Source organism: Acidimicrobiales bacterium, assembly GCA_035531755.1.
Taxonomy (GTDB): Bacteria; Actinomycetota; Acidimicrobiia; order Acidimicrobiales; family UBA8190; genus DATKSK01.
In genome coordinates, this window is record DATKSK010000014.1 from 1 (window position 1) to 15728 (window position 15728).

At 73.3% G+C, this 15728-nt stretch carries 16 protein-coding genes and 1 tRNA gene; 10 read left to right on the forward strand and 7 right to left on the reverse strand.

Annotation, left to right across the window (positions count from 1 at the left end; translation table 11 throughout):
- From VMV22_02905 to VMV22_02920, 4 genes are all read right to left on the reverse strand, one after another.
- Window positions 1-157 (reverse strand): FAD-dependent oxidoreductase (locus VMV22_02905; protein ID HUY21269.1); only part of this gene is annotated, 157 nt, incomplete at its 3' end.
- Between the two features lie 109 nt (window positions 158-266).
- On the reverse strand, window positions 267-1316 hold the full coding sequence (locus VMV22_02910; protein ID HUY21270.1) for an NAD-dependent epimerase/dehydratase family protein: 1050 nt from the start codon (window positions 1314-1316) through the stop codon (window positions 267-269).
- A 7-nt stretch (window positions 1317-1323) separates the two neighbouring features.
- Window positions 1324-2202 (reverse strand): lysophospholipid acyltransferase family protein, encoded by an 879-nt coding sequence (locus VMV22_02915; protein HUY21271.1) that lies wholly within the window; start codon window positions 2200-2202, stop codon window positions 1324-1326.
- Window positions 2203-2273: 71 nt separating this feature from the next.
- Window positions 2274-3539, reverse strand: a complete 1266-nt coding sequence (locus VMV22_02920; protein HUY21272.1) for a C40 family peptidase — start codon at window positions 3537-3539, stop codon at window positions 2274-2276.
- Between the two features lie 142 nt (window positions 3540-3681).
- Here VMV22_02920 and VMV22_02925 point away from each other — a divergent pair, with 142 nt between their 5' ends.
- The 4 genes from VMV22_02925 (at window position 3682) to VMV22_02940 (ending at window position 7367) form a co-directional block, all read left to right on the forward strand.
- The gene (locus VMV22_02925; GenBank protein ID HUY21273.1) at window positions 3682-5214 is read left to right on the forward strand and encodes a carboxylesterase family protein; all 1533 of its coding nucleotides are present in this window, start codon (window positions 3682-3684) and stop codon (window positions 5212-5214) included.
- An 81-nt stretch (window positions 5215-5295) separates the two neighbouring features.
- Window positions 5296-6609: a glycosyltransferase family 2 protein gene (locus VMV22_02930; GenBank protein ID HUY21274.1), complete on the forward strand. Its 1314-nt coding sequence runs from the start codon at window positions 5296-5298 to the stop codon at window positions 6607-6609.
- A complete protein-coding gene (locus VMV22_02935) occupies window positions 6606-7229 on the forward strand; it encodes a methyltransferase domain-containing protein (protein HUY21275.1) in 624 nt (207 codons plus the stop codon). Before VMV22_02930 ends, VMV22_02935 begins: the two co-directional genes overlap by 4 nt.
- Before the next feature lie 64 nt (window positions 7230-7293).
- Window positions 7294-7367: transfer RNA gene (locus VMV22_02940), tRNA-Leu, on the forward strand.
- Window positions 7368-7400: 33 nt separating this feature from the next.
- Here VMV22_02940 and VMV22_02945 read toward each other — a convergent pair.
- Window positions 7401-7862, reverse strand: coding sequence for a MarR family transcriptional regulator (locus tag VMV22_02945; protein HUY21276.1), 462 nt, complete (start codon window positions 7860-7862; stop codon window positions 7401-7403).
- Window positions 7863-8021: 159 nt separating this feature from the next.
- Between VMV22_02945 and VMV22_02950 the strand changes: the two genes are divergently transcribed.
- Window positions 8022-8852, forward strand: a complete 831-nt coding sequence (locus tag VMV22_02950; protein HUY21277.1) for a TIGR03084 family metal-binding protein — start codon at window positions 8022-8024, stop codon at window positions 8850-8852.
- Between the two features lie 15 nt (window positions 8853-8867).
- On the opposite strand, the gene VMV22_02955 is transcribed toward VMV22_02950, so the two are convergent.
- Entirely contained in the window at window positions 8868-9722 is an 855-nt protein-coding gene (locus tag VMV22_02955) for a prolipoprotein diacylglyceryl transferase family protein (GenBank protein ID HUY21278.1), read from the reverse strand.
- A 189-nt stretch (window positions 9723-9911) separates the two neighbouring features.
- Between VMV22_02955 and VMV22_02960 the strand changes: the two genes are divergently transcribed.
- Window positions 9912-10730, forward strand: a complete 819-nt coding sequence (locus tag VMV22_02960; protein ID HUY21279.1) for an SDR family NAD(P)-dependent oxidoreductase — start codon at window positions 9912-9914, stop codon at window positions 10728-10730.
- Between the two features lie 34 nt (window positions 10731-10764).
- Here the strand turns inward: VMV22_02960 and VMV22_02965 are convergent, their stop codons facing one another.
- Window positions 10765-11892: an NlpC/P60 family protein gene (locus VMV22_02965; GenBank protein ID HUY21280.1), complete on the reverse strand. Its 1128-nt coding sequence runs from the start codon at window positions 11890-11892 to the stop codon at window positions 10765-10767.
- Window positions 11893-12019: 127 nt separating this feature from the next.
- On the opposite strand from VMV22_02965, the gene VMV22_02970 reads away from it, so the two are divergent.
- The 4 genes from VMV22_02970 (at window position 12020) to VMV22_02985 (ending at window position 15726) form a co-directional block, all read left to right on the forward strand.
- Entirely contained in the window at window positions 12020-12673 is a 654-nt protein-coding gene (locus tag VMV22_02970; GenBank protein HUY21281.1) for a hypothetical protein, read from the forward strand.
- Between the two features lie 58 nt (window positions 12674-12731).
- Window positions 12732-13487: a dienelactone hydrolase family protein gene (locus tag VMV22_02975; protein ID HUY21282.1), complete on the forward strand. Its 756-nt coding sequence runs from the start codon at window positions 12732-12734 to the stop codon at window positions 13485-13487.
- A complete protein-coding gene (locus VMV22_02980) occupies window positions 13484-14719 on the forward strand; it encodes a hypothetical protein (GenBank protein ID HUY21283.1) in 1236 nt (411 codons plus the stop codon). Before VMV22_02975 ends, VMV22_02980 begins: the two co-directional genes overlap by 4 nt.
- Window positions 14720-14787: 68 nt before the next feature.
- The gene (locus tag VMV22_02985) at window positions 14788-15726 is read left to right on the forward strand and encodes a CoA ester lyase (GenBank protein HUY21284.1); all 939 of its coding nucleotides are present in this window, start codon (window positions 14788-14790) and stop codon (window positions 15724-15726) included.
- Window positions 15727-15728: the final 2 nt, after the last annotated feature.

The window sequence follows — 15728 nt, forward strand, 5'->3', positions numbered from 1 at the left end:
TCCCGCCGACCACGTCGTCGGCCTCGAGCACCATGGCGTCGCGCCCCGCCTTGGAGAGCTGGTAGGCGGCCGTGAGGCCGGCCGGCCCTGCGCCGATCACCACCACCGGCCGGTCGTCGCGCCACGCCGTCGTCTGCGTCAACTCACCCAGCTCCACTTCGTCCGGCTTCCTGCCGTTCCGCAGGGTAGTTGCTGGGGCCTTGCCACCCGCGGACGGGGTCGGGGAGTTGGCTTCTGGGGCTGGGCCTCGGGCGGGAGCGCGTGATTCAGCTTTCCCCGGTCGAGTGCACGACCGCGGGGGAGTGGCGGAAGAACTGCTCGATGTCCTGGGAGTAGGTGTACGACGGTGGAGCGTCCCCCACGCTGCGCCGGAGCCGCACGGCGCCGATGAAGCTCTCCACGGCCCCGGCGGTCGTGTAGCGGCACGAAAAGCCGGTCTTGTCGATCCGGGTGGTGTCGACGCCCCGGCCGTAGCGCAGCAGGCCCTCCAGCTCGGGCGGGAATTCGATGAGCCCGAGGCGGATCAGGGGGGCGGCCGCGGTGTGCGTCCCCACGGGCGGGATGGGCAGGAGGCGGGTGCCGCAGATGGACGCCACCTCGCTCCACGGCAGCTTGCCCGCCCCCGCCACGTTGTAGAGGCCCGGGACCCGGTGCCGGGTCACGTGTTCCAGGCACCGGGTGACGTCGTCCTCCTCGATGAACTGCACGAGGGGGTCGTAGCCGGCCACCGCCGGGCACAGCGGTCGCGACAGGTTGGTGCTGATCGGCGTCACGATGTCGGTGCCGAGCACGTTGGCGAAGCGCAGGACCGACACCACCGTGGCCGGGTTGTCCTCGGCGAAGTCCCGCACGAAGCCCTCCACCTCGAGCAGGGAGCGTTCCACCCGCGTGCGCGCCGGCGACGTGCGCGGCACCTCCTCGCGGAACCACGCCGGGTCGGTGGGGGCCGACCCGTAGACCAAGGTGGACGACTTCACCACCACCTGGCGCACCGGGGACCCGGACTGCCCCGCGGCGGCCAGGAGGTTCATGGTGCCGATCACGTTGATCTCGTGCAGGGCGCGGCCCGGCACGCGCGTCGAGTCGACCACGAGGAAGGTGTGGACGATGGTGTCCACCTGCGTCGCCCGGACGATGCGCGACAGGATCGAATAGGTCTGGTCGGCCCGGACGAACTCGGCCCGCTCGAGCGGCACCGACGGCTCGCGCGTCCCCATGCCCAGGATCATCTCGACTTCGGGGTCAGACTCCAGGGCCTGGGCCATGCGGCCCCCCCAGAACGAGTCGAGGCCGGTGATCAGGACGCGTCGGCCCACGCGCGTCTCAGCCGAACCAGACGCTGCGCCGCTCGCGCAGCATCTCGTAGATCGTCTCCTGCATGGCCGTCCGGATCTTCTCGGCCTCTTCCATGACACGGCTCTTCGAGTACCGGTCCTGGCCGCTCGGGACGTCGAAGGTGACAGGGTCGAGGACGCGGAGCTTGAACTTGGCCGGGAAGTACAGCGCCAGCCCGAGCGGGCCGAACGCCAACATGTTGGCGGTGACCGGCACGTAGGGGACGCCGAGGACCCGGGCGAGCGAGGGCAGGCGGAAGATGATCGGCATCGACTCCTCGGCGCCCACGACGGCGATGGGGATCACCGGGACGCCGGCGCGCATGGCGATCTCGACGAAGCCGCCCCGGCCGAAACGTCGCAGCCGGTAGCGGTCCGCGTACGTCTTCGAGGGGCCCTTGGTGCCCTCGGGGAACACCAGTGCGAGCTGCCCCTGGTCGCGCAGTAGGCGCAGGGCGTTGTCCGGGTGGGCGGGCACGCCGCCGACACGGGCCCATGCGGTGCCGAACCACGGCACGCCGCGGAAGAAGAAGTCGGCCATGCCGTAGACCGGGCGGCCGAGCTCGACCTCGATGCCGTGCATGATGACCGGGGCGTCCGAGGGGATCGCCGCCGCGTGATTGGCCACGAGGAGCGCGCCGCCGCTGCGGGGGATCTTCTCGAGGCCCTCCCACTCCACCCGGAACCAGTTGTTGTAGAGCGGGGCGAACAGCCGCCGGGCGACGTCCCGGGCGTGCTCGGAGCGGCCCCACTCGTCGACGTCGGTCAACCGGTGGCCGGGGATGGCGGCCTCGCCGGCCCTGGGGAGCGGGACGAGCGCGGCGCGCTGGCCCTGCTGCTCGCGCTGGACCGTCTCCTTGCCCGTCACGGGGTCATGGTACCCGGGGACGCCGATCGCCCCCGCGGCGTCCGAGAGCGCCACCGGCGCGCCACGCGGGCCTACGGCCGGCCGGCGCCCACCAGGCCCTCGTACCAGACCGGGTCGAATTCCACCACGGTCCCGGTGTGGGCCGCCTGGATGATGGTGGCGGCCCCGTAGGCGCCCGTCCCCACGTACATGACCACGTGGTCGATGCCCGATCCGTCGAGGTCGTAGAAGAGGAGGTCCCCCGGGTGGACCTGGGCGAGCGGGATGTGGGTCGTCTCGTCGTACTGGATCGCCGCGGAGTGCACCATGTCCACGCCGGCCGCGTGCCAGGCGAGCATGGTCAGGCCCGAGCAGTCGAGGCCGCCGCCGTCCGCCCCGCCCCACAGGTAGGGCACACCGAGGAACGTGCGCGCCTCGGCCAGGGCCACGGCGCCGGGCCCGGTGGCCGCCTGGGGCGCGCCCGTCCCGACGACACCGGTGACGCCGGCGCTGGCCGCCGCCTGGTTGGCCGCGTCGGTGGCCTGGGCCGCCGCCGCCGAGCCGCCGTCGAGCGTCTGGGCGACCTGCGCCGCCTGGGCCGCCTGCTCGGCCGCCTGCTGCCTGGCGGCTTGACTGGCCGCCGCCGCGGCTGCGACCGCCGCCGCGGCCGCCTGCGCGGCGGCGCGCTGGGCCACGAGCCGCGCCAGGGTGCCCTTCACCTGGGTCAGCGTCGCTTCGGAGGCGGCGTCGGCGGCCTGGGCGGCGTGTTGCGCCCGCCCGACCTGGCTCGTCTGCGCGGCCGCGTCCTGTTCCTGGAGGCGAAGCGTGGACTCGGCCGCCCCGAGCTGTCGTTCGCTCGATTCCAAGCGCAGCACGGCGTCGCTCACGTTGCCGATGGCGGCGCGCTGGTACTCGTCGTGCAGTTCGGCGGTGTCCGACGTCGGAGAGAACAGCGAGCTGATGTGTCCCGTCGGCGTGTCGAACATGTAGGCGTTCACCGCGGCGACCTGTAGTTGGTGGTGCGCGGCGGCGCGCGCCGCCCTGGCGTCGGCGAGGCGTGCGTCGGTCAGCGCCAGTTGGGCCTGCACCTGCTGGAGCCGCACCGTCGCCTGGTCGTACTGCTCCGACAACGAGGCCAGCGTCTGCTGCTGCGCGGCGACCTGGGCCTCCACCGCGTCGACCTGGGCCTGGGTGGCGCCGATGTCGGCCCCCACGGGGGTGCTCGTGCGCCCCGCCGCGGCCGCCGGCACGGCCGCGTCGATGCCCGCGACGACGACGGCCCCCACCACCGCGGCGCGCAGCCGGGAGGCGGTGACCTGGGTCCGGGCGCGACGGAACAGGCCAGTCACAAATGCCACTTTGTCAACAGTACCCAGCTCTGGGGCTGTGCGGTAGGGCCAGTGACCCATTGACCAGCCTGGGGATATCCCCGTACCGTGCCTGGGGGGCTCTGCGTTCGGGGAGGGGCTCCCGCTGTGTGGGAGGTGGACCGTGGAGGGCGTGGCCCGCACGACCGCCGGGGCCCTCCGAGGGGTGGAGGAGCCCGGCGTGTGGGTGTTCAAGGGCATTCCCTACGCCCGCGTCGGGGCGGCGGGTCGATGGCGCGCGGCGCACGATCCGCTGCCGTGGACCGGGACCCGGGTCGCGGACACGTGGGGCCCGATCGCACCCCAGTCGGCGCCGGTGCCGGGCTTCAGCCTTCCGGGCGACCCCACGGCATCGGACGAGGACTGCCTCAACCTCAACGTGTGGACGCCGCGGCCCGATGGCGGCGCCCGGCCGGTGATGGTGTGGGTGCACGGAGGCGGGTTCACCACGGGCACCGGGTCCAGCGCGTTGTTCTCCGGCCGCCGTCTGGCGTCGAGGGGCGTGGTCGTCGTCACCATCAATTACCGGTTGGGCGCCCTCGGCCTGCTCGCCCATCCCGAGTTGGCCGATGACGGTGACGGCGGATGGGGGAACTGGAGCCTGCACGACCAGATCACGGCGCTTGGCTGGGTGCAGGACAACATCGGCGCCTTCGGGGGGGATCCCGCCAACGTGACGGTGTTCGGCGAGTCCGCCGGCGCCATGAGCATCGCCGGGCTGCTGGCGTCGTCAGCGGCCTCGGGCCTGTTCCATCGCGCCGTGCTGCAGAGCGGCCCGCCGGCCACGGCCAGCGCGGCGTGGGCGATGCGACGCGCCGAGCAGCTCGCACACCATGCCGGTGTTCCCGGCGCCGTCTCGTCACTGCGCGACGTGCCGGCGGACCGGCTGGTCGAGGCGACGCAGCACCTGGCCGCACAGGCCCCGAGGGACGGCGGCCTGCCGCTCCCCCTCCTCCCCGTGGTCGACGACGGCCTCCTCGACCGCCCACCCGGCGACGTGATCACCGACGGGTACGCGGCGTGCGTCCCGCTCCTGGTCGGCACGACCCGGGACGAGACCGCGCTGTTCACCGTGATGGACCAGTCGAACGCCGCGCTCGACGACAGCCGCGTCGGGGCGCGGCTGGTGCCATTCGTCGGGCACGGCGCGGCTCGCGACGTCGTGGCCGCGTACGCCGCGGCCCGCCGGGACCGAGGAGAGCCCGCGTGCGGGCGCGACCTGTGGACCGCGGTGACGACGGACTATGTCTTCCGGCTCCCGCTCCTGGCGCTCGCCGCCGCGCATGCCAAGTACCAGGCCAAGACGTTCTCGTACCTGTTCACCTGGGAGTCACCGTTCCTCGGGGGGGTGTTCGGCTCGTGCCACGGGCTCGAGATCCCGTTCGTGTTCGGCACCGTCGAGGACGCCCCCGTGCAGCCGTTCACCGGCTCGGGGCCCGCGGCCAGCCGGCTCTCGGAGCAGATGCAGGCCGCCTGGGTGGCCTTCGCGCGCGACGGGGACCCGTCGTGCGAGGAGGCGGGGGAGTGGCCCGCCTACGACGCCATCCGTCGTCAGACCATGGTCTTCGGGCCCGGGGGCGGGGTGGAGGACGACCCCCGCCGGGCCGAGCGGCTGGCCTGGGAGGAGGCGGGCACCGACCTCGGCGTGGGCCACCACCACCACTGACCTGCGACCCGGGCCCTGTCACCGCACCCCGGTGGCGCCGATGGTGTCGTTCGCCGCACGCCGGCGCGACAGAATGGGGGCGTGAGCCGTTCTGAGCTGGGTCCCGTGCCGGCGTCGGCGGCCGGCTCGAGCGCTCCCCCGGGCACCACGCTCTCGTCGGTGACGTCCGCCGGCGACCCCGACATCGAGCTCCTCCTGCCCGGCCACGACGTCGAGGACCCCGAGGTCTCCATCGTCGTCCCGGCGGTCGACGAGGAGCTCACGATCGCCGACTTCGTGGCGTGGTGCCGCCAGGGCCTCGCCGACGCCGGCACGACGGGCGAGATCCTGATCGTCGACAGCTCGACCGACCGGACGGCGGAGCTGGCGCTCGCCGGCGGCGCCAGGGTCCTGCGCACGCCCAAACGAGGGCTGGGGCGTGCCTACATCGACGCCCTGCCCTTCATCCGGGGGCGCTACGTCGTGATGGGCGACGCCGACTGCACCTACGACTTCCGGCTCCTCGGCGGGTTCGTCGAGAAGCTCCGGCAGGGCTACGACTTCGCCATGGGGTCGCGCTGGCTCGGGAGCATCGAGCCCGGCTCCATGCCCGCGTTGCACCGCTATCTGGGGACGCCGGTGACGACGTGGATCCTCAACCGGCTCTACGGCAGCCAGTTCACCGACATCCACTGCGGGATGCGCGGCATCAGCCGCGACGCCCTCGATCGCATGGGCCTCACCTCGCAGTCCTGGGAGTACGCGTCGGAGATGGTGCTCAAGTCGGTGCGGATGAAGCTCAGAACGAGCGAGGTGCCCGTCACCTTCTACAAGGACCGGGAAGGGCGGCTCTCCCACCACAAGCGCTCCGGATGGTTCTCGCCGTTCCAGGCGGCCTGGATCAACCTCCGCGCCATGTTCATCTACCGCGCCGAGTTCTTCGCCCTGAAGCCGGGCCTGCTCTTTCTTGTCGCGGGGCTGGTCCTCACGCTGCCGCTCAGCTTCGGATCGATCTCTGTCGGCTCGGTCACGTTGAGCCTCTACTGGATGCTCCTCGGGGTGACCCTGGCCGTACTCGGGCTGCAGAGCTTCTTCTTCGGCGTGCTCGCGCAGGTGCTCTGCGACTACACCGGGGACGCGCGCGACCGCTGGACGGGGCTCTTCCGGTACACGCCGGCGGTCATGGCGAGTGCCGTGCTCTTCCTGTTGGGCCTGGGGCTCGCCGGTGCGCTCGTCGTCAGCTACCTCAGCCACAGCTTCACGCTCCCGCCGCCCTCGGCGCTGCTGGACCACCTGGCGGTGACGGGCTCGCTGCTCATGATCATCGGGTTCTCCGGGTTCTGCTTCACGCTCCTTCTCCACGCCACGGGCGTCCGCTACGGAACGGCTCGTGCTCCCGAGGACCGGCACCGGTGAGCCCGGCCGACGCCACGAGGTCCGAAGCCTTCGGGCAGCGCCGCGCCATGTCGCCCGCAGACCGGCTGGGCGTGTGGCTGTCGGGACGCCGGATCCGCAAAGAGGTCGGCACGTTCCGCGGGAAGGCGATCGGCGACTTCGGCTGTGGCTACCAGGCCCGGTTCGCCCGGACCGTCCTCGACGAGGTGGCGTCGGCCACGCTCATCGACGTGGCCCTGGCCGACGACCTGAAGGCCGACCCCAGAGTGCGCGCCGTCGAGGGGTCGCTCCCGGACGCGTTGGCCGACCTCGCCGACGGATCGCTCGACGTCGTCCTGTGCGTGTCGGTGCTCGAGCACCTGTGGCATCCCGACGCCGCTCTCGCCGAATTCCACCGGATCCTGGCGCCCGGGGGCACGTGCGTGGTGAACGTCCCGAGCTGGCGCGGCAAGCGGTTCCTGGAGCTGTCCGCCTTCCGTCTGGGGCTGAGCCCGCCCGAGGAGATGGACGACCACAAGTGGTACTTCGACCCGCGCGACCTCTGGCCGCTGCTGGTGCGGGCCGGGTTCGTCCCGCACGCGGTCCGCTGCTACCGCCACAAGTTCGGGCTCAACACGTTCGCCGCGTGCAAGAAGTCGTGACCACCGGCCTCCGCGTCGACGGCGCCGGGGCTCCGCCGGGACGGGTCTGCACGCCACGCACCTGGGGGGTGTAGCCCAACCGGCAGAGGCAGGGCGCTTAAAACGTCCCCAGTGAGGGTTCGACTCCCTCCGCCCCCACGATTCGGAACCCCACGACGTCGCGGACCGTCGTCACCGGCAGCCCGGCTCGGTGGCGACCTTGTCGAGCGCGTCGGCGAGCGCGACGAGCTGGCGCCGGCTGAGCCGGTCCACGAAATGGCGGCGGACCTGATCGACGTGGTCGGGGGCCACCGCCTCGAGGCGGGCGCGCCCCGCCGGCGTGAGCTCGGCGAACGAGCCGCGCCGGTCGGTGGGGCACTGGCGGCGCTCGACCAACCCGGCGCGCACCAGGCCCTCGAGCCGGCGCGTGAGCCCGCTCGGGGACAGCAGGAGGCGCTGCGCGAGCTCGCTCATCCGCAGCCGGCCGTCCTCCTCCTCCGACAGCTGCACCAGGACGCCGTAGTCGGCGACCGAGATGCCCTGGCTCGCCTGCAGCTCGGCATCGAGCCGTCCGAGCACGCGCGAGTGCGCCCGCAGCAGCGACCGCCACGCGTGCATCTCGAGCTCGTCGAGCCAGGGTGTCGTTTCGGACACAACCCCAGCGTATCGGAGGACAGTTGGTTGCGTATGCAATGAGATGGGATCGGGATCCCCGCCGCCTGCCGTCGGGTCGGCGCTCGAGCGACCGGTGCCTCCCCCGACCGGCCCGGGGGCTCGTGCCCTGGTCGGGGCCGGACCCCGTAGCCTGAGCCGATGGCGCCCGCACCCACCACGCTCGAGTCCCTGCTCCAGGACCTCGAGGACGAGCACGCCGACCTCGACGGTCTGGTGGGCCCGCTCGACGAGGCGTCCTGGGCGCTCGGCACCCCGGCCGCGGGCTGGGCCGTGCGCGACCAGATCAGCCACCTGGCCTTCTTCGACGATGCCGCCACCATGGCGATCACGGAGCCGGCGCGGTTCTCGGCCATGGCCGAGGCCGCCATGGCGGCGGCGGGCGATCCCATGGAGGAGCACCTGCGCAGGGGCCGGGCCATGGCCGGGCACGACGTGCTGGCGTGGTGGCGCACCAGCAGGCACGCCATGACGGCCGCCGCCGGTTCCCTCGGGCCCCGCGACCGCGTGCTGTGGTTCGGTCCGCCGATGGGCGCCCTGTCGTTCGTGTCCGCCCGGCTGATGGAGACCTGGGCCCACGGCCAGGACGTCGCCGACGCCCTCGGCGTCACCAGGGTGCCCACGGCGCGGCTGCGCCATGTCGCCCATCTGGGCGTCCAGGCCCGTCCCTTCTCGTACGTGGTGCGCGGGCTCGAGGTCCCGACCGCGCCGGTGCGCGTCGAGCTCACGGGGCCGTCGGGCGAGCAGTGGGAGTGGGGGGATGACGACGGCCCCGACGCCGTGCGCGGCACCGCCCTCGACTTCTGCCTGATCGTCACGCAGCGCCGCCACCTCTCCGAGACGGGGCTGACGGTGCAGGGCGCGGGGGCGGCCGAGTGGCTCGCCATCGCGCAGGCGTTCGCCGGCCCGCCGGGGCTCGGCCGCCAGCCCGGCGCCGTGGGCACGCCGTCGGGCGCACGACACCAGGGCTAGCGGGTTGGACGCGGCTCAGACCGAGGGGGCGGCGGGCTCCGGTTCGCCGGTGACGTCGCCGAGACGGTCCTCGGCGTCGGGTCGTCGGCCGTCGTCGGGTGCCGCGGGGCCGTGCCCCCGCCGGCGTCGGTGCAGGAACGCCATGACGACGAGGCCGGCGGCGAACAGGGCGAGGCCGGCGACCTGGACCAGGACCGACCCGAGGTGGCCGATCTCGCCGAGCCAGAGGCGCTCCTCGAGGAAGCGGGCGAGGCCCCACAACGCCATGGTGGCGGCCAGGACGAACCCGACGGGCCGGTCGCGGTAGTAGCGCTCCACCAGCAGGAGGATCCCGAAGATCACGAAGCTGTCGATGGCCTGGAAGATCGGCACCGGCACGCGCTCGCCGATCTGACCCGCGTACTGCATCCCGAACCATGCATGGGTGGGATGACCGCCGCCGTTCACCATGAGTTGCGGGCCGAGGAGCCGCCCGACGCCCCAGGCGGCCATGAGCACGGGCGCGACGATGTCCAGGCCGCGCATGGCGGTGAGCTCGGGGCAGCGCCTGCGGACGAAGACGAGGCCGGTGGGGACGCCGAACAACAGCCCTCCGAACGACGACAGCCCGCCGTGCCACACCTGCAGGATCTGGCCCGGGTCGGCGGTGTAGGTGGAGAGGTTGGCGAGCACGTGGAGGAGGCGGGCCCCGATGATCGAGGTCGCCACGATCCACAGGAACGCGGCCGTCAGCCATTCGGTGGGGTAGCCGTTGGTCCGCAGCCGCCGCTCGAAGTACCGGTAGGCGAACCAGAAGGTGATCGCCAGCCCGATGCCGTAGGTGTGGACCACGAGGGGCCCGATATGGAAGGAGACGGGGATTGGTTTCACGATGATCCTGGGCGGTCGACCGGGCCCGAGCGTGCCCGCGATCGGGGCCAGCGTAGCGCCGAGCCCGGGCCCGTCCCGATCGCGCCCGGCGCGACTGCCGGCTCCCCCCGCCTGTTCGACGCGTGGGCGGGGTCCCATTAGCGTCGAAGCGCCTCCCGTGGACGGGACCGGCACGACGAGGAGGGTGTGATGGCAGCGCTGCAGGGGAAGGTCGCCGTCGTGACGGGCGGCGCCTCGGGCATCGGGCTGGCGAGCGCCCGGCTGCTCGCGTCCGAGGGCGCCACCGTGGTCGTCGTCGATGCCAACGGCGACGGTGCCGAGAAGGCCGCGGCCGCGCTCGGCGGCATCGCCGTGCGCGCCGACGTCGGGAACGTCGGGGATTGGGCGGCCATCGTCGGCGCGGCGCGCCATCTCGGTGGCCTCGACATCGCCTACCTGAACGCAGGTGTGACCACCGGCGAGGAGGACATCACCAAGCTGACCGACGAGCAGTACCGGCGGATCATGTCGGTGAACGTCGACGGCATCGTGTTCGGCACCCGGGCCGTGGTACCCGAGCTCGTCGCACGCGGTGGCGGCTCGGTGGTGGCGACGTCGTCGCTGGCGGGGATCGTCTCGTTCCCCGGCGACCCGATCTACACCCTGACCAAGCACGCTGTCGTGGGTTTCGTGCGCTCGGTGGCGGCGCGCCTCGCCGAGCAGCACATCACCATCAACGCCATCTGCCCGGGCCTCGTCGACACGCCGCTCATCGACGGCGAGATCCGCGACGTCCTCGCGGAGTCCGGCTTCCCGTTGATCTCGGCGGAGTCCGTGGCCGAGGCCGTGCTCGGGTGCGTGCTGGGCGAGCAGACCGGCCAGGCGGTGGTGGTGCAGCTCGGGCGCGAGCCCGTCGCCTACCGGTTCGGGCGACCCCCGGGCCCTCGGGCGTCCGGCGTGGAGGGCAAGATCCCGCCGGGGTGGTTGGCGGCCCAGGACGGCGGCGCCTCGTCGCCCGCCGGCGACTGACCGTCAGGGGCGACAGCCCGCCGGCGACTGACCGTCAGGGGCGACCGGCGCCCACGAGCCCGGTGGTCCAGATCCCCGTGATCTGCACGAGCGTCCCGGTCTCCATGGCCTGCACCATCCGCCCGGGCCCCACGTACATCGTGACGTGGCCGATGGTCCCGCCCTCGTCGTAGAAGAGCAGGTCGCCGGGCTGCAGGTCCGACAGGGGCACGTGGACCGTCTCGACGTACTGGTCGGCGGCCGAGTGCGACAGCGCGACGCCGGCGCGTCCCCACGCCCACATGGTGAGGCCCGAGCAGTCGAAGGCCGCACCGGGTATGTCGCCGCCCCACACGTACGGCACCCCGATCTGGGACTCGGCGGCGGCCACGGCGCGCCCCCCGGCCCCGTCGGGCGCCGGCGGCGCCGAGGAAAGCCCGTCACCGGCGGCGGCTCGTTGCGCCGCCATGCGCGCCTGGAACGCGGCCGCCTGGGCGGCCGCGGCGGCGGCCTGCTGCTGGGCGACGAGCGTGGCGATCTGGCCCTTCACCTTCGAGAGGGTCGCCTGCTGGTCGGCGAGCGCGCTCTGGGCGCCCTGCCGGGCGGCACGCGTGGCGGTGAGCGCCGCCTGGGCCTGGTCCTGCGTCTGTTGGAGTTGCGCCTGCTGCGCGTTGAGGACGCTCTCGGACTGGTCGAGCCGGTCGATGGCGCCGGCGATGCTCCCGCTGGCGACCTGTTGGTACTCGCGCACCGCCGCCGAGCGCTCCCCTCCGGGGACGAACAGCTGCTCCACGCCGGCGTTCGACCCACCGGTCGTGTAGTCCTCGATGGCCTGCTGGCGCAGGGCGCTCCGGGCCGCGGCCACCTCGGTCCTGGCCCTGGCCACGTCGGCCTGGGTCTGCGAGATCTGCTGGTCCAACTGCTGGACGTGGATCTGGTCCTGGTCGTACTGCTCGGACAGGGCGGCGAGCTGCTCACCCTGCGCCTGGATCTGCGCGGCGATCTGCGCGGCCTGGGCGCGGGCCTGCGACAGCTGGTCGGCGGCAGCAGGTCGTGCGGGGGAGAGCGCCGCTCCGGCGACGACGGACGCCGCCGCGATCGACGCCGCGACGAGACGGCGGGATCGAACAGAGCGCGGCGCCCGCGCGGGCCTCGCATTCGCGTGCTGCTCGCGGCACGTCACAACGACTCGTGTCTAGCAACCGGGCCCACCCGGTTCAAGCATTTCGCCATGCCGGGGCACCTCCCGGGTCGGCCGCGCCCTGCGCGGCGCGGGCCGGTCACGCCCCGGCCCCGGTAGCGTCGGGTGGGTGCACCCGATCGAACGCCTCCGCTACGTGGCCCGCGCCGGATGGGCGCCACCCGCGGTGCTCGCCGCCGAGGCGGCGTGGGCGCTGGGCGACCTCGCCGTGCACGAGGAAGCGGCCGTCCTTCCGGCTTGCCGCCGACTGCTCGACCGCCACCCGGGGTGCGGGCCGCTGTGGTGGGTGGCGGCGCGGATCCTCACTGCCGGCGACGCCGTCGAGGAGGCGGAGCGCTGCGCGCACGAGCTCGAGTCCGACCGCACGCCCGACCGGTTGCACGAAGATCTCGCGGCTGCCGGCAGGGTGGTGCGCCACGGCGGGATGGGTGAGGTAGCGAGCGCCGACGTCGTGCTGGTCGAGGTCGACGCCATCGGCCCCGGCGGCATGGTGGTCGACGCCGACGACACGGGCCTGATCGCCGCCGCGCTCGCCGTGGACGTGCCCGTGTGGGTCGAGGCCGGCGTGGGACGGGTCATGCCCCGTCGACTCTGGGAGGCGCTCGTTCGTCGCGTCGACGGCGCGCCGACGGGCCGGGGCGGCATCGTCGTCGCCCTCGACGGTGTCGACGCCGTGGTCGGGCCCGACGGCTCGCAGGCGGTGCGCGTCGCGCTCGCCTCGACCGACTGCCCCGAGCCGGGCGAGCTCCTGGCGCGCTGGTAGGCGCCGCGGGGGCCCGGCATGGTCGGCGTGGGACCGATCGACGCCGCGGAGGCCCGGCATGGTCGATCGACGCCGGGGCGTCGGCGTGGGACCGATCGACGCCGGGGCGTCGGCGTGGGTATGGTCGGCGGCCATGGGCGAGATGATCGAATTCCCGAGCAACGGATCCCCGGGCCAGGGGTACCTGGCGGTGCCCGCAGCAGGCACCGGGCCGGGCGTGGTCGTGATCCAGGAGTACTGGGGGCTGGTGCCGCACATCAAGGACGTCGCCGATCGCTTCGCCGCCGCGGGGTTCGTGGCGCTGGCGCCCGACCTCTACCGGGGCAAGCAGGCCTCCGAGCCTGACGAAGCCGGCAAGGAGATGATGGCCCTCCAGCTCGACCGGGCCGCCCGGGACATGTCGGGGGCCGTGGACGAGGTGCTGCACCGCTCGTCGGGCAGCGTCGTGGGCGTGGTCGGCTTCTGCATGGGGGGCGGCCTGGCGCTCGTGCTCGCCACCCAGCGGCCCGACGCCGTGGCGGCCTGCGTGCCCTTCTACGGGCTGATCCCGTGGCCCGACGCGCAGCCCGACTTCTCGGCGATGTCGGCCGCCGTCCTGGGGCACATCGCGGGGGCCGACGAGTACTTCCCGCCGGAAGCCGCCGCCGCGTTGCAGGCACAGCTGCGCGGCCTCGGCAAGGAGGCCGACTTCCACGTGTACGAGGGCGCCCATCACGCGTTCTTCAACGACACGCGGCCCGAGGTCTACGACGCCGACGCGGCGGCGACGGCCTGGGCCCGGACGATCGACTTCCTGCGCGCCCGGATCGGGTGACGCCCGCCGACGCGGCGCGGGGCCTGATCGGCCGCTACCTCGAGCTCGGGCTGGGGCTCGGTCGCCACGTCGACGGCCTGGTTGACGCCTACTACGGCCCGCCCGAGCTCGCCGTGCGCATCGACGCCGCGCCGCTTCGCGCCCCCGCGCAGCTCGTGGCGGACGGTCGCGCCCTGGTCGCCGCCCTCGACGCCGGTGAGCCGCTCGACGACGGCGCGCCCGGCGAGCCGGGGCCCGACCCCGGCGCGGACGCCCGGCGCCGTCGGTGGGTGCGGGCGCAGGCCGTCGGACTGCTCACCACGGCCCGCCGCCTGACCGGTGAGCCCATCGCCTACCCCGACGAGGTGGAGGCGTGTTACGGCGTCCGCCCCCACGTGGTGCCGGAGGAGGAGCTGGCCGCGGCCCACCGACGCCTCGACGACGCACTCCCGGGCAGCGGGCCGCTGGCGGACCGACTCATCGCGTGGCGCGAGGCGCAGGCCGTCCCGCCCGACACGTTGACGGCCGCCATCGGATCGCTGGCGGAGGAGCTGCGACAGAGGACCGACGACCTCTTCGGGCTCCCCGACGGGGAGCATGTCGAGTTCGAGCTGGTGACGGACAAGCCGTGGTCGGGCTTCAACCACTACCTGGGTGGGTTGCGCTCCTCGGTGGCGGTGAACACCGACCTCCCCGTTCTCTCCACGTCGCTCGCCCACCTCGTCGCGCACGAGGCCTACCCGGGGCACCACACCGAGCACTGCCGGAAGGAGGTCGGCCTCGTCCGGCGCCGGCACTGGCTCGAGGAGACGATCTTCCTCGTCGGCACGCCGCAGTGCCTGCTGGCCGAAGGCCTGGCCGATCTCGGCCTCGAGGTCGTCCTCGGGCCCAGGCCCGAGCCGGTGGTGGCCGGTCACCTCCACCCGCTCGGCATCCGCTACGACGCCGAGGTCGTCGCCGCGCTGGCCGAGTCGGCCGAGACCCTCGGGGCGGTACGCGGCAACGCCGCCTGGCGGCTGCACGTCGAGGGCGCCGACCCCGAGCTCGTCGTCGACGAGGTGGCTCGCTGGGCGCTGCTTCCCCGTCGGCGCGCCGCCAAGGCCGTGGAGTTCCTGCTCCACCCGACGTGGCGCGCCTACGTGTCGTGCTACGTCGAGGGCCTGCCGCTGTGCCGGCGTTTCGTCGGCGGTGACCCGGCGCGCTTCGCCGAGCTCCTGAGCGAGCAGCTCGTCCCGGCCGACCTGGCCGCCTGAGGGGTCGTGGCCGGGCGCGGCCCGGGCCCACGTGGAGTCCGGTCGGGTGCCGCCGGTAGCATGCGCCCATGTCCGAACGAAGCCGGAACCTTCCCCGCCGATCCTGTTTCTCCACCCCCGGCTCGAACGAGCGCTTCCTCGAGAAGGCGCCCACGGTGCCCGCCGACATGTCGTTCCTCGACCTCGAGGACTCCGTCGCCCCCCTCGAGAAGGAGGCCGCCCGGGCCAAGGTGGTCGAGGCGATCCGCAAGCAGGCGTGGGACGACCGCGTCCTGTGCGTCCGCATCAACGCCTGGGACACGGAGTGGACCTACGGCGACGTCATCGAGGTGGTGGGCAACGCCGGCGAGCGCCTCGACGAGGTGATGCTCCCCAAGGTGCAGTCGGCGGCCGAGGTCGTCGCCCTCGACCTCCTGCTCACCCAGGTCGAGAAGAAGCACGGCCTGCCGCCCCGGCACATCGGCATCGAGGCGCAGATCGAGACGACCCGGGGCCTCATCAACGTCGACGAGATCTGCGCGGCGTCGCCCCGGCTGGAGACGATCATCTTCGGCCCCGCCGACTTCGCGGCGTCGATGGAGATGCCCGTGCTGACCGGCGGCGTCCAGATCCCCGAGTACCCCGGTGACCATTTCCACTACGTGTTCAGCCGGATCCTCATGGCCGGGCGCGCCAACGGCCTGCAGGTCATCGACGGCCCGTACCTGAGGGTCAAGGACATGGAGGGGCTGCGCGACTTCGCCCAGCGAACCCGTGTCCTCGGCTACGACGGCAAGTGGGCCCTCACCCCCGATCAGGTCACGGTGCTCAACGAGCTGTACTCGCCGACCCAGGAGCAGTTCGACCACGCCTGGGACATCCTCGACGCCTACCAGAAGGCGACCGAGGACGACCGCAAGGGCGCCGTGATGTTCGGCGACGAGATGATCGACGAGGCCAGCCGGAAGATGGCGACCAAGTTCGTCGTCCGGGGCGAGCGCGCCGGGCTCAGCCGCTCCACGGGGTAGTG

Bases quoted from the DNA above. Each gene is read 5' to 3' on its own strand.
- VMV22_02950 (HUY21277.1), top strand. From the start codon at position 8,022: ATGGCGCCCGCACCCACCACGCTCGAGTCCCTGCTCCAGGACCTCGAG.
- VMV22_02960 (HUY21279.1), top strand. From the start codon at position 9,912: ATGGCAGCGCTGCAGGGGAAGGTCGCCGTCGTGACGGGCGGCGCCTCG.
- VMV22_02975 (HUY21282.1), top strand. From the start codon at position 12,732: ATGGTCGATCGACGCCGGGGCGTCGGCGTGGGACCGATCGACGCCGGG.
- VMV22_02985 (HUY21284.1), top strand. From the start codon at position 14,788: ATGTCCGAACGAAGCCGGAACCTTCCCCGCCGATCCTGTTTCTCCACC.